Source organism: Streptomyces mabaensis, assembly GCF_053763515.1.
Genome location: NZ_JBSOPZ010000008.1, coordinates 149,896 through 163,729, shown reverse-complemented (window position 1 = coordinate 163,729; position 13,834 = coordinate 149,896). Strand labels below are relative to the sequence as shown.

Annotated in this window: 10 protein-coding genes; 2 read left to right on the top strand and 8 right to left on the bottom strand. The window is 71.3% G+C overall.

The window, feature by feature from the left end:
- Positions 1-9: 9 nt before the first annotated feature.
- Complete coding sequence (locus tag ACWV17_RS09600) at positions 10-1,611, bottom strand: PucR family transcriptional regulator (RefSeq protein WP_455359297.1); 1,602 nt, start codon at positions 1,609-1,611, stop codon at positions 10-12.
- Positions 1,612-1,950: 339 nt separating this feature from the next.
- The gene (locus ACWV17_RS09595) at positions 1,951-4,047 is read right to left on the bottom strand and encodes an ATP-binding protein (RefSeq protein ID WP_455359296.1); all 2,097 of its coding nucleotides are present in this window, start codon (positions 4,045-4,047) and stop codon (positions 1,951-1,953) included.
- Between the two features lie 259 nt (positions 4,048-4,306).
- Between ACWV17_RS09595 and gabT the strand changes: the two genes are divergently transcribed.
- The gene (gene gabT / locus ACWV17_RS09590) at positions 4,307-5,641 is read left to right on the top strand and encodes a 4-aminobutyrate--2-oxoglutarate transaminase (protein WP_455359295.1); all 1,335 of its coding nucleotides are present in this window, start codon (positions 4,307-4,309) and stop codon (positions 5,639-5,641) included.
- Between the two features lie 103 nt (positions 5,642-5,744).
- Positions 5,745-6,572, top strand: a complete 828-nt coding sequence (locus ACWV17_RS09585) for a phosphatase PAP2 family protein (protein WP_455359294.1) — start codon at positions 5,745-5,747, stop codon at positions 6,570-6,572.
- Here ACWV17_RS09585 and ACWV17_RS09580 read toward each other — a convergent pair.
- From ACWV17_RS09580 to ACWV17_RS09555, 6 genes are read right to left on the bottom strand one after another with little or no spacing between them, the layout of a single operon-like run.
- Positions 6,569-7,981, bottom strand: coding sequence for an NAD(P)/FAD-dependent oxidoreductase (locus ACWV17_RS09580; RefSeq protein WP_455359293.1), 1,413 nt, complete (start codon positions 7,979-7,981; stop codon positions 6,569-6,571). The genes ACWV17_RS09585 and ACWV17_RS09580 overlap by 4 nt on opposite strands.
- Before the next feature lie 24 nt (positions 7,982-8,005).
- Positions 8,006-8,812, bottom strand: a complete 807-nt coding sequence (locus tag ACWV17_RS09575) for an ABC transporter permease (protein WP_455359292.1) — start codon at positions 8,810-8,812, stop codon at positions 8,006-8,008.
- Positions 8,812-9,744, bottom strand: a complete 933-nt coding sequence (locus ACWV17_RS09570) for an ABC transporter permease (protein ID WP_455355650.1) — start codon at positions 9,742-9,744, stop codon at positions 8,812-8,814. Before ACWV17_RS09570 ends, ACWV17_RS09575 begins: the two co-directional genes overlap by 1 nt.
- Positions 9,741-10,895, bottom strand: coding sequence for an ABC transporter ATP-binding protein (locus ACWV17_RS09565; RefSeq protein WP_455359291.1), 1,155 nt, complete (start codon positions 10,893-10,895; stop codon positions 9,741-9,743). The genes ACWV17_RS09570 and ACWV17_RS09565 overlap by 4 nt, the downstream gene beginning before the upstream one ends.
- A 37-nt stretch (positions 10,896-10,932) precedes the next feature.
- Positions 10,933-12,180: a polyamine ABC transporter substrate-binding protein gene (locus tag ACWV17_RS09560; protein WP_455359290.1), complete on the bottom strand. Its 1,248-nt coding sequence runs from the start codon at positions 12,178-12,180 to the stop codon at positions 10,933-10,935.
- A 44-nt stretch (positions 12,181-12,224) separates the two neighbouring features.
- Positions 12,225-13,739 carry a gamma-aminobutyraldehyde dehydrogenase gene (locus tag ACWV17_RS09555; RefSeq protein ID WP_455359289.1) on the bottom strand — a complete coding sequence of 505 codons (1,515 nt, stop codon included), beginning with the start codon at positions 13,737-13,739 and terminating at the stop codon, positions 12,225-12,227.
- Positions 13,740-13,834: the final 95 nt, after the last annotated feature.

Genomic DNA, 13,834 nt, shown 5'->3' with positions numbered 1-13,834 from the left:
CGGGGCGGGTTAGGCGGGGGTCGTGGCCTTCAGGGCCAGCCAGAGTTCCATCCGGACGTCCGGGTCGTCCAGGGAGCGGCCCAGGATCTCCTCCACCCGGCGCATCCGGTAGCGCAGCGTATGGCGATGGACGCCCAGGTCCGCCGCCGCCGCGTCCCACTGCCCGTGGCGCGAGAGCCACGCGCGGAGGGAGGCCACCAGGTCGCCGCGGCCGGTCGCGTCGTGCTCGTGCAGGGCCCTGAGCATCCCGTCGGCGAACGCCCGCACCGCGTCGTCGGCGAGCAGCGGCAGGACCGAGCCGGCCGCCACCTCCTCGTGCTCGACCAGCGTGCGGCCCCGGCGGCGGGCCACGGCCAGGGCCTGGTCCGCCTGCTTGTACGCGGCTGCCGCGGCGATCGGGCCGGCCGGGGCGGAGAGGCCGACCACGAGTTCGTCGGGTTCGGCCGGCTCGTGCGGCCGCGAGGCCGCCCCGCGGCGGGCCTCCACCGCGTCGGCGTGCTCGGCGCACGCCGTGACCGCCGCGCCGCCGTCGGCCGCCAGCACGATGAGCCGTGCGCCCTCAGGGACGAGCAGGAGGGATTCGCCGGCCCGGGCCGCAGCGGCCTCCAGCGCGTCGGCCAGCGTCGCCAGCGCGCCGGGGGCGGGTTCGGCCGGGGGTTCGTCGCCGGTGGCCACCGCTTCGGCGATGATCAGCCGGAAGGGGGCGTCGAGCAGCGCGCCGTACAGGTCGCCGGCGACGGCCCGCGCGTGGTCCGGTTCGCCGGCCAGCAGCATCTTCAGGACCGCCGCGCCGAGGCGGGTCTCCGCGTCCTGGAGCGAGCGGGAGCGTTCGGTGCCCAGGGTGAGTAGGGCGACCGCCGAGTGCACGGCGTAGCGCTCGGCGGTGCCGAGCGGGGCGCCCGTGCCGACGGCCAGTGCGCCGCGCGCCCGCCGTCCCGTGCCGAGCGACTGGAGCTCGACGCGGTCCTCGGAGCCGCCGACGACGGCGCTCGCGGGGGCGGGCCGCTCCCGGAGGCGTTCGACATCGGCGGTGAGCCGGGCGGCCCGGCGCGCGGCCCAGTCCGGTGCGGCCGCGACGACGGCGCCGGAGGCGTCGTACAGCGCGGCCCAGCCGTGGACGTGCGCGGCGAGCCGGGCGAGGAGTTCGGCGGGGCCGTCGGTGGAGAGCGCCGCCCGGGTGAGTTCGCGCTGGGCCTCGAAGCCGGCGGTGACGGCCCGGTACTGGTCGGCGGCGTTGGCGGCCGAGACGGCCTTGCTGATCGCGAGGAAGGGCGTGCGCTGCGGCACTTCGAGCAGCGGGAGGTCCGCCTCCCGGGCCGCGTCCACGAGTGCCTGCGGGATGTCCTCGTAGTACACCCCCACCGCGAAGCCGAGTCCGACGACGCCGGCGCCGACCAGCCGCCGTACATAGCGGTGCATCGCTTCCGGATTCTCGGCGTCCAGTTTCATCGCCGTGATCAGGAGCAGCTCGCCGCCCTCCATGTACGGGACGGGGTCGGCCAGTTCGCTGACATGGGCCCAGCGCACGGGCGTCTCCAGCCGGTCCTCACCCGCGCGCACGGTGAGTTTGAGCGCGGAGTGGTGGACGAGGGAGGCAAGCGTGGGGGGCATGGGGCCTTCGGCGATCTGCGGAGGATTTGGCCGTCCCGTATGAACGGTTACTGTCGATTCTGCCAGGGCGTATGGGTTCCGTGCACCAGGACCCAGGGGGTGTCCGGTCGATCAGGCCGGATCAGCGAGCGGCGTCTGGTGCACTGCACTCGCTTCGCTCGCTCCGTCTCGGCTCTTTGATTCATCCTCCGGATGCCGAGCGCAGCTGCAAGGCGGCCGGATTCGGCCATAGCGGAGCTATGGGTGGATTCGGCCAACGCGGCAGATGTGCGTGCCTGGGGGCACCTCCCAGCGGTAGCTGGGGGAGACGGGAGCCCGGCCTGATCGCCCGGACACCCCCTACCCGCGCAGGTCCACCAGCAGGGGCGCGGCGTGTTCTCCTCGTACCGTCGTCAGCGACAGCACCGCGTGTCCCACGGGTACGGCGTGGGCGAGGTCGGAGGCCGACCACCGCTCGCGCTCGACCCTGCGTACGGTGATCGCGTCCGTCGTCACGGCCTTTCCGGTGACCAGTTTCCGGAAGGCGTGGACGGCCCGGGTGAGCGGCTGGTCGGCGAAGACCGTGCGGCTGGTGACGTCCCGGGTCTCCACCCATTCCGTGCCCCACGCCTCGGCGAACCGCTTCCCGTCCCAGGTCGTCACCCCGGAGAACGCCATCCGGCAGCCGACCGCGCCCAGCACCTGGGCGCGCAGCCGTTCCGGAACGTCGTCCAGGGTACGGAGCGTGAGGACCGCTCCCGCGTTGGCCGAGCGGAGCCGCTGGATGCCGCGGACGGTCTCGGCGGTGAGGGTGTGCGAGGCGTCGTCGAGGACGAGGCAGGCGAACAGGGAGCGGTCGGCCCGCGCCGCCGCGCTCGCGGTGAACTGCGCGAGGACCAGCCGGGCCAGCATCCGCGACGCCTCGGCGTGCCCGCGCTCGGGCAGGTCGATCCGGACCCGGAGCGGGTGCTCCAGGGAGCGCAGCGAGAACGGCCGGCCGTCGGCTCCGGTGTCGAAGAACCCCGCGAAGGCGGGCCGGTCGAGGAGGGCGACCCGGTCGGCGAGCAGCACACCGGGGTCGCCGGGCGCCCCGGACTGGCGGGCGCGCGCGTCCAGCTCGCGCTGGAGGGAGGAGTGGCCGCCGGCGTCGAGCGCTTCGCGGAGGGCGGCGAGCGCGGCCGGCACGCCGTCGAGGAGTTCGCGCAGCTCCGGTACGGACGGGAAGCGGCCGTGCGCCGCGCGGTACGGGCCGAGCAGCTGGGCGAGGGCCGTCGCCGCGCGGCGGCTGTCGGTCTCCGGGAGGTCGCCGATGAAGGCTTCGGCGAGCACGGCCGCCGCCTCGTCCGGGTCGGTCGTGCCGCCGTACAGGTCGAGGTCGTACGCGGACGCGGGGTCGCCGAGCTTGACGACCACGTCGTACGCCTCGTCGGGCCCGAGCTGCGCGCCGACCGCGCCCACCGCGATGACGGCCGCCTGCCCGGCGATCGCCTGGAGGGCGAGGGACTCCACCACCGGCCGGACGAGGTGGCCGGTCTTCCCCGACCCGGGCGGGCCGACGGCCAGCAGCGAGGTGCCGAGGAGGGCCGGGTCGAGGGCGACGGCGGTGCCGCGCCGGGAGTAGGGGTTGCGTTCACCCCGGTCGGCCGCGCCGATCCGTACCTGGCGCACCAGGAGGTCATGGCGGGCGGCGCGGACGGGCAGGTCACGGGCCCCCGAGGGGTGGGTGCACGCGGCCGCGCCCTGCCGCAGCACGGCGCCGGTGAAGGCGTCGAGGCGGGACGGGTCGGCCTGGACGGACTGCCAGGCGCGGCGGAGTCGCACATGGTCGACGTCATTCATCCGGCCGGTCCGCACCTCGTCCGCGAGCCGGTCGGCCGCGGCGGCCTGGCCCGAGCCGCGCAGGTCGGGCCATTCGGCGGGGTCGGCGGCCGGGTGTGCGGCCGCGGTGGCCTGCGGCTCGGGGGCCGGGCGGCCACGGCGGAAGAGCGGCAGCACGAAGCGGCGGCCGAGCTCGGCCCAGCGGCCGACCCGGCCGAAGATCACCGCCAGCAGGCCGGCGAAGAGGACGTAGTAGAGGTTGGTCACGACCGCGTAGGCGACCGGCGGCTCGGTGACGTCGAGGTACCAGTCGTCGGGGATCACCCAGAACAGCGGGTCCATCCAGAAGCTGATGTAGCCGTTCCAGCACAGGGACCAGATCAGCAGGGCGGTGAGGAACGAGATCAGCGCGCCCGTGAGCAGCTGGCGGTCCGGGATCCGGTCCGGCTCCTCGGCCACGCGCGGCACGTACCCGTACCGCCAGACGCCCGGCTCGGCCTCCGGGCGCGGGGTGCGCAGCCACTCCGCCAGGGCCGGTCCGGTGGCCGGGGGCAGCGGAGGCATGGGCGGCGGTCCGGCCGGGCGCGGCACCTGACCGGCCCGGGTGCCGCGTGCGTCGTACGTGCCCTCGGTGTCCATGTGTGCTGCCCCTCGTCCCCTGACCAGCGGTATGCGTACGCAGGGAGTCAATCTAGTGGTCGGCCCTGGGCAGTTCACCGATCCGCGCCGCCGCCGCGCCCGCGCGCGCCCGGGAGGAGAGGAGTGCGGCTATGGCCGTCGCGGACAACGGCACGACGCCATTTCGCCCGTACGGAACATGCCGGACCCCCCGCGCCGCGCCTAGCCTGCGGAAGAAAAGCGTCCCGATTCGCCCCCAGCACTCCCCCAGGAGCCCCTCATGACCGCAATTCCGCAGGAGCGCCGCGTCGTCACCGCCATTCCCGGCCCGAAGTCGCAGGAGCTTCAGGCCCGACGTACGGCCACGGTGGCCGGTGGAGTGGGGTCCGTGCTGCCCGTGTTCACCGCGCGCGCCGGCGGCGGGATCATCGAGGACGTCGACGGCAACCGCCTCATCGACTTCGGCTCCGGTATCGCCGTGACCTCCGTGGGTGCGAGCGCCGAGGCCGTCGTGCGCCGCGCGTCCGCCCAGCTGGCCGACTTCACCCACACCTGTTTCATGGTCACGCCGTACGAGGGGTACGTCGAGGTCTGTGAGGCGCTCGCCGAGCTGACGCCGGGCGACCACGCGAAGAAGTCGGCCCTGTTCAACTCGGGCGCCGAGGCCGTCGAGAACGCCGTCAAGATCGCCCGCGCGTACACCAAGCGCCAGGCGGTCGTCGTGTTCGACCACGGCTACCACGGCCGGACGAACCTCACGATGGCGCTGACCGCCAAGAACATGCCGTACAAGCACGGCTTCGGCCCGTTCGCCCCCGAGGTCTACCGCGTCCCGGTCGCGTACGGCTACCGCTGGCCCACCGGCCCGGAGAACTGCGGCCCCGAGGCCGCCGCCCAGGCCATCGACCAGATCAGCAAGCAGGTCGGCGCGGAGAACGTCGCCGCGATCATCATCGAGCCGGTGCTGGGTGAGGGCGGCTTCATCGAGCCGGCCAAGGGCTTCCTGCCGGCGATCGTGAAGTTCGCCAACGACAACGGCATCGTCTTCGTCGCCGACGAGATCCAGTCCGGCTTCTGCCGCACCGGCCAGTGGTTCGCCTGCGAGGACGAGGGCATCGTCCCGGACCTGATCACCACCGCCAAGGGCATCGCGGGCGGTCTGCCGCTCGCCGCCGTGACCGGCCGCGCCGAGATCATGGACGCCCCGCACGCGGGCGGCCTGGGCGGCACGTACGGCGGTAACCCGGTGGCCTGCGCCGGCGCGCTCGGCTCCATCGAGACCATGCGCGAGCAGGACCTCAACGGCAAGGCCAAGCGCATCGAGGAGGTCATGAAGGGCCGCCTGACCGCGATGGCCGAGAAGTTCGACATCATCGGTGACATCCGTGGCCGCGGCGCGATGATCGCCATCGAGCTCGTGCAGGACCGGGCGACCAAGGAGCCGAACCCGGCTGCGGCCGCCGCGCTGGCGAAGGCCTGCCACGCCGAGGGGCTGCTCGTACTGACCTGCGGTACGTACGGCAACGTGCTGCGCTTCCTGCCGCCGCTCGTCATCGGCGAGGACCTGCTGAACGAGGGTCTGGACATCATCGAGACGGCGTTCGCCGGAGTGTGACCACGCGGTAACGGTCAGGCTCTGTGAAGAAGCTGTGGGGGGCCGATGGCGGGACGCCGATCCTGCTGTCGGTCCCCCTTTTCCTGCCGTACGGTTTCTGCAGATGAGAGAAACACCCCGCCCACAGGAGACTGTGGGCGATGCCGGGCCGGGGCTTCCCCAGCTTCGACCTGGCTGTGCCTTCGCGCACACAAACGGAGCCTCAGGCTTCGGATCTCCTCACCGATCGGATGGCCGCCCGCCCCAAACCCCCCGGGGCGCGCGGCACACCGGTCCAGACGGCCGCCCCGGAACCACCCCCCCTGTTCCGGGGCGGCCGACTTCTCCTCTCCTCCTTCTCGGCGCCCTCTGCTGCGCTCTCTTCGCCCTGGTCACCTGGCAGGTCGCGGCCGGCGGTCCGCTGCGCGCCGCCGACGAGCGGCTCGGCCGGGCCCTTTTCCTGCGCGGTCCGGCCCGGCCGGCCGAGTTCTTCGCCGACCTCGGCAACGTGGCCGTCGCCGGTCCGGTGCTGGCCGCGGCGATCGGGTACGTCTTCTGGCGCGGCCGGCAGCGGCGGCCGGCGCTCGTCGGCGTCCTCGCCCTGGCGGCCGTACCCGCGCTCGTCCTCCCGCTGAAGGCCTGGATCGCCCGCCCGGGACCGCTCGTGCCGGGCACCGGCTGGTATCCGTCCGGCCATACGGCGACCGCGACGGTGGCGTACGGCGCGGCCGCGCTGCTGCTCGCCCCGTACCTACGCCGAGGCCTCGTACGTCGCAGCCTGCTGCCCGCCGCGATCGTGCTCAGTACGGCGACGGGCCTCGGACTGGTGCTGCGCGGCTACCACTGGCCGCTGGACGTGGTCGGCAGCTGGTGCCTGAGCGTGCTGCTGCTGGTGGCGGTGTCCCTCGGCTGCCGCCGGATCCACCGCATTCACCCGCCGGGCAGGCTCTAGCTGTCGAAGCCGAGGCCGAGGCGGTCCATCGCCTTCAGCCACGTATTGCGCCGGCCGCCGTTGTCGTCGGCGCGTGCCAGCGACCACTTGGTCATCGCGATGCCGGTCCAGGCCAGTGGCTCGGGCGGGAACGGCATCGGCTTGCTGCGGACCATCTCCAGCTCGGTGCGTTCGGTGCGCTCGCCCGCGAGCAGGTCCAGCATCACGTCCGCGCCGAACCGGGTCGCCCCGACGCCCAGCCCGGTGTAACCGGCCGCGTAGGCGACCTTGGCGCCGTGGGCCGTGCCGAAGAAGGCCGAGAAGCGCGAGCAGGTGTCGATGGCGCCGCCCCATGCGTGGCTGAACTTCAGGCCCTCCAGCTGCGGGAAGCAGCGGAAGAAGTGTCCGGCGAGCTTGAGGTAGGTCTCCGGACGGTGGTCGAGGTCGGCGCTGAGCCGGCCGCCGTAGGGGTAGATCGCGTCGTAGCCGCCCCACAGGATGCGGTGGTCGGGGGTGATCCGGAAGTAGTGGAACTGGTTGGCGCTGTCGCCGAGCCCCTGGCGGTTCTTCCAGCCGACGGAGGCGAGCTGCTCCTCGCTGAGCGGTTCGGTCATCAGCGCGTAGTCGTAGACCGGGACGGTGTACGGGCGGACGCGCTTGACCAGCGACGGGAAGATGTTCGTGCCCAGGGCGACACGCCGCGCGAACACCCGGCCGTACGGGGTACGTACGGCCATCCCGGCGCCGGAGGCGGCCAGCTCCAGGCCGCGGGTGTGCTCGTAGACCCGTACGCCGAGGCCGAGGCACGCCGCCTTCAGACCCCAGGCGAGCCTGGCCGGGTGCAGCATGGCCACGCCGTCCCGGTCGTACAGGCCGCCGAGGAAGGTGGGCGAGTCGACCTCGGCCCGTACCGCGTCCCGGTCGAGGAACTCCAGACCGCCGAAACCGAGTTCCCCGGCCTCGCGCTGCATGTCCAGCAGTTCCTCGACCTGGTGCGGCTCGGTGGCGACGTCGATCTCGCCAGTGCGTTCGAAGTCGCAGTCGATGCCGTAGCGGGCCACCGCCGCCCCGATGGCGTCGAGGTTGCGGGCGCCGAGCTCCTCCAGCTTCGCCAACTCGCCGGGCCAGCGGGCCAGGCCGTTGGCGAAGCCGTGGGTGAGAGAGGCGGCGCAGAAGCCGCCGTTGCGGCCCGAGGCGGCCCAGCCCACCTCGTGGCCCTCGATCAGTACGACATCGCGCTGCGGGTCACGCTCCTTGGCGAGGAGCGCGGTCCACAGTCCGCTGTATCCGCCTCCGATGACGAGCAGATCGCAGTGCTCGTCGCCGGTGAGGGCGGGCTGCGGGGCGGGCTTGCCCGGGTCGTCCAGCCAGTAGGAGACGGGCCGGGCGTCGGACAGGGATGCGGCGGGGGTCATGGCAGCTGGGGCCATGGTTTCCACTCCTTCGGCAAATCGCTAGGGTGCGCTCTTCTTGCGCCGGCTGCTGATGAGCTGGCCGGCGACCACGATCAGTACGGCGACGAGGAACATGGCCGTACCAATGACGTTGATCTGGACGGGCGTCCCGCGCTGCGCCGATCCCCACACGAACATGGGGAAGGTGACGGTGTTGCCCGAGTTGAAGTTGGTGATGATGAAGTCGTCGAACGAGAGCGCGAACGCGAGCAGCGCACCGGCGGCGATGCCGGGGGCGGCGATCGGCAGCGTGACGCGTACGAACGTCTGCACCGGACCGGCGTAGAGATCACGCGCGGCCTCTTCGAGGCGGGGGTCCATCGACATCACACGCGCCTTGACCGCCACCACGACGAAGCTGAGGCAGAACATGGTGTGCGCGATGAGGATGGTCCAGAAGCCCAGCTCGGCGCCCATGTTGAGGAAGAGCGTGAGCAGTGAGGCGGCCATGACCACTTCGGGCATCGCCATCGGCAGGAAGATCAGCGAGTTGATCGCGCCGCGCGCCCGGAAGCGGTAGCGGACCAGCGCGAAGGCGATCATCGCGCCGAGGACGGTCGCTCCGAGGGTCGCCCAGAAGGCGATTTGGAGGGACAGCGTGAGCGAGCCGCACAGATCGGCGACGCCGCACGGGTCCCGCCAGGCGTCGGTGGAGAACTCCTGCCAGGAGTAGTTGAAGCGCCCGGCCGGCTTGTTGAAGGAGAACACCATGACGACGATGTTCGGCAGGATCAGGTACGCGAGCGTGAGCAGGCCGGCGATGACGACGAGGTTGCGCCGTATCCAGTCGGTGGAGTGTCGCAGCATCAGACGAGATCCTCCGTCCCGGCCCGGCGGATGTAGACAGTGACCATGATCAGCACGACCGCCATGAGAATGAAGGACAGCGCGGCCGCGGTCGGGTAGTCGAGCACCCGGAGGAACTGCGACTGGATGACGTTGCCGACCATCTTGGTGTCGGTGGAGCCGAGGAGTTCGGCGTTGACGTAGTCGCCGCTGGCCGGGATGAAGGTCAGCAGCGTGCCGGAGACGACGCCCGGCATCGACAGCGGGAACGTCACCTTGCGGAACGTGGTGGCCGGCTTCGCGTAGAGGTCGCCGGCCGCCTCGTGGAGCCGCGGGTCGATCCGCTCCAGCGAGGTGTACAGCGGCAGGATCATGAACGGCAGGAAGTTGTACGTGAGACCGCAGACCACCGCGAACGGCGTGGCCAGCAGCCGGTTGCCCTCGGTCATGCCCAGCCAGCTGGTGACGTCCAGGAAGCCGACGCTGCCCAGCACCTCGACCACCGGTCCGCCGTCCGCGAGGATCGTCTTCCAGGCGAGCGTGCGGATCAGGAAGCTGGTGAAGAACGGCGCGATGACCAGGACCAGCAGCAGATTCCGCCAGCGGCCCGCCTTGAAGGCGATCAGGTACGCCAGCGGATAGCCGAGCAGCAGACACAGGATCGTGGCCGTGCCGGCGTACAGCACCGAGCGCAGGAACTGCGGGTAGTACTCGGTCAGGGCGTCCCAGTAGGTCTGGAAGTGCCAGGTGACCTGGAAGCCTTCCTCCAGGGAGCCGGTCTGTACGGAGGTCGAGGCCTGGTAGACCATCGGCAGCGCGAAGAAGACGACGAGCCACAGCATGCCGGGCAGCAGCAGCCAGTAAGGGACGAGCTTGCGGCGGACGGACGGCTTGTGCAGGACCGGCTCGGTGGCGGGCGGCCTGGCCGCGGGTGGTGCTTCGGTGACGGTCATGCGCTCTCCTCGACCGTCTCCACACCGGCGTCGATGTCCTGGTCGGCGTCGAGCCCGAAGGTGTGCGCCGGGTTCCAGTGCAGGACGACCTCGGCGCCCGGGGTGAAGCGCGCGTCCCGCTCGATGTTCTGTACGTACACCTCCAGGTCCGGGCAGACCGGGCTGTCGACGACGTACTGCGTGGAGACGCCGATGAAGCTGGAGTCGGCGATCCGGCCGGCGACGCGGTTGCGGCCGTCGGCGATGCTGTCGGCGTCGTCCGCGTGGGCCAGGGATATCTTCTCGGGGCGCACTCCGACCAGCAGCTTTCCGCCGGTGCGGGGCTGGGTGGAACACCGGTCGGCGGGCAGCCGCAGCTTGGCGTCGGCGGCCGTGACCACGATGTCGCTGCCGGTGGTCTCGGCGACCTCGGCCTCGATGAGGTTGGAGGTGCCGAGGAAGTTGGCGACGAAGGTGGTCTGCGGGTTCTCGTACAGGTCGGCGGGCGCGCCCAACTGCTCCACCCGGCCGCCGTTCATCACCGCGACCGTGTCGGCCATGGTCATGGCCTCCTCCTGGTCGTGGGTGACATGGACGAAGGTGATGCCGACCTCGGTCTGGATCCGCTTGAGCTCCAGCTGCATCTGGCGGCGCAGCTTGAGGTCGAGGGCGCCGAGGGGCTCGTCGAGGAGGAGTACCTGCGGGTGGTTGATCAGTGCGCGGGCGACGGCAACGCGCTGCTGCTGGCCGCCGGAAAGCTGGTGCGGCTTGCGCTGCGCGAAGTCGCCGAGCTGGACGAGGTCCAGCATGTCGCCGACCTGCTTCTTCACCGACTTGACCCCGCGGCGGCGCAGGCCGAACGCGATGTTCTCGTAGATGTTGAGGTGGGGGAAGAGCGCGTAGCTCTGGAAGACGGTGTTGACCGGGCGCTTGTACGGCGCGAGGCCGGTGACGTCCTTGTCGCCGAGGAAGACGGTGCCGGTGGTCGGGTCCTCCAGCCCGGCGATCATCCGCAGCGTGGTGGTCTTGCCGCAGCCGGACGCGCCGAGCAGGGCGAAGAACGAGCCCTGCGGGACGGTCAGATCGAGCGGCTGTACGGCGGTGAAGGAGCCGTAGGTCTTGCTGATCCCGGTGAGGCGGACGTCGCCGCCCTCGGTCTTCGAAGCAGTCATGGGTCGCGGTCCCAGTGGTGTCGGGGGGAAGGGGAGGTCAGGCGCCGATGAGCTTGGCGAACTTCTCTTCGTACGCCGTCTCTTCCTCGTTGCTCAGCGAGCGGAACTCGCGTGACTTGGCGGCCATGGCCTTGTCCGGGAGGATCAGTGTGTTCGAGGCGAGTGCCGGATCGATCTTCGCGAGTTCGGTGGCGACGCCCTCCACCGGGCACACGTAGTTGATGTACGCGGCGAGCTGCGCGGCGACCGGAAGCTCGTAGTAGTAGTCGATGAGCCGCTCGGCGTTCTTCTTGTGCCGCGCCTTGGCCGGGACCAGGAGGTTGTCGCTGCCGGTGAGGTAACCGGCGGCCGGGATCGCGAACTTGATGGCCGGGTTGTCGACCTGGAGCTGGATGACGTCACCGGCCCAGGCGAGACAGGCGGCCAGGTCGCCCTTGGAGAGGTCGGACGTGTAGTCGTTGCCCGTGAAGCGCCGGATCTGCTTCTTGTCGACGCCCTTCTGGAGCCGGCCGATGGCGGCGTCGTAGTCGGCGTCGGTGAAATTCCCCGGGTCCTTGCCCATGTCGAGAAGGGTCATGCCGACCGAGTCGCGCATCTCGGTGAGGAAGCCGACACGGCCCTTGAGGGCCGGGTCGTCCAGCAGCTGAGTGACGGAGTCGACCTTGCGGCCGCCGGTCGCCTCGGAGTTGTAGGCGATGACCGTGGATATACCGGTCCAGGGGTACGAGTAGGCGCGGCCGGGGTCCCAGTCGGGGCTGCGGAACTGGGCGGACAGATTGGCGTACGCGTGCGGCAGGTTCGACGCATCGAGCTTCTGCGCCCAGCCGAGCCGGATCATCCGGGCGGCCAGCCAGTCGGTGACGTTGATCAGGTCGCGGCCGGTGTCCTGGCCGGCCGCGAGCTGGGGCCGGATCTTGCCGAAGAACTCGACGTTGTCGTTGATGTCCTCGGTGTACTTGACCTTGATCCCGGTGCGCTTGGTGAACGCCACCAGGGTGGGACGGCTCTTCTCGTCCTCGCTGATGTCCATGTACTCGGTCCAGTTGGAGAAGTTGACCTGCTTCTCCTTGTCCGAGTGGTCGTCGGAGACCCCTGCTTCGCCCTCCCGCTTGGCGGGCGGGATTCCGCAGCCGCTCAACAGGGCGGCCCCGCCGGCCGCGAGCGCTCCGACGCCCGACGCGCGCAGCAGCGAACGCCGGGAAAGGGCTCCCCGGCCGTTCGTCAGGCTGCGCCGCATGGCCGCCAGTTGGGCTGCGGAGAGGCGGTCGGGCTCGTACTGCTCCATGCGCTGTTCCCTCTCGGTGGGTGGGACCGCTCGGGCGGTGATGGCTATCGGTCCCCGAAGATCGTGCGGTGCCAGTCCTTCCTGATCACCGCCGTGTTGTCGTACATCACGTGCTTGACCTGCGTGTACTCCTCGAAGGAGTACGCCGACATGTCCTTGCCGAACCCGCTGGCCTTGTAGCCGCCGTGCGGCATCTCGCTGAGGATCGGGATGTGGTCGTTGACCCAGACGCAGCCCGCCTTGATCTCGCGGGTGGCGCGGCCGGCGCGGTAGACGTCGCGGCTCCAGGCGGAGGCGGCGAGGCCGTACGGGGTGTCGTTGGCGAGGCGGATGCCCTCGTCGTCGGAGTCGAAGGGCAGGACCACCAGGACCGGGCCGAAGATCTCGGACTGGACGACCTCGCTGTCCTGGGCCGCGCCCGCGATGAGGGTGGGGCGGTAGTACGCGCCGTCCTTCAGGTCCCCTCCCGGCGCTTCGCCGCCGGTGACGACGGTGGCGTACCCACGGGCCCGGTCGACGAAGCCGGCGACCCGGTCGCGCTGCGCGTGCGAGACGAGCGGGCCGAGGTCGGTGGCGGGGTCGAAGGGGTCGCCGAGGCGGACGGTCGCCATGAGGTCGGCGACCCCGCTGACGAAGGCGTCGTACAGCGGGCGCTGGACGTAGGCGCGGGTGGCGGCGGTGCAGTCCTGGCCGCTGTTGATCAGCGAGCCGGCGACCGCGCCGTGCACGGCGGCCTCCAGGTCGGCGTCGTCGAACACCACGAAGGGTGCCTTGCCGCCGAGTTCGAGGTGGACCCGCTTGACGGTGGAGGTGGCGATCTCGGCGACCCGCTTGCCGACCGGCGTCGAGCCGGTGAAGGAGGTCATGGCCACGTCCGGGTGGCCGACCAGGTGCTCGCCCGCGTCGCGGCCCGCGCCGGTGACGATGTTGACGACGCCGTCGGGGATACCGGCCTGCTGGGCCGCCTGCGCGAACATCAGCGAGGTCAGGGGCGTCAGCTCGGCGGGCTTGAGGACGACGGTGTTGCCCGCGGCGATGGCCGGAAGGACCTTCCACGCGGCCATCTGGAGCGGGTAGTTCCAGGGGGCGATGGAGCCGACGACGCCGATCGGCTCGCGGCGGACGTACGAGGTGTGGTCACCGCTGTACTCGCCCGCCGACTGGCCCTGGAGGTGCCGCGCGGCGCCCGCGAAGAAGGCGGTGTTGTCGACCGTGCCGGGCACGTCGAACTCCGTGGTCAGCTTGATCGGCTTGCCGCACTGGAGCGATTCGGTGTACGCGAAGTCCTCGGCCTGCTCGGCCAGGACGCCCGCGAAGCGGTGCAGCGCGTCGGACCGCTCACCCGGGGTGCTGCCCGCCCAGCCCGGGAAGGCCGCGCGGGCGGCGGCCACGGCCGCGTCCACCTCGGCGGTGCCGGCCAGTTCGTACGTCAGGACGTCCTCGCCCGTCGCCGGGTCGACGACGGTGTGCTCGTGCCCGGAGGTGCCGGCCCGGAGCTGACCGCCGATGTACTGCGCGCCGTCTGCGAAACGGTCCTTTACCTGGAAGCGGTTGTCCATCACGCTCTCCGTAGCTTCAGCTCGAATTGAGTGCCGATACTGACAGAGGGGTATCGGCCCAACAAGTGATTCCGTTGTTGCCTTTTGGTTACGCG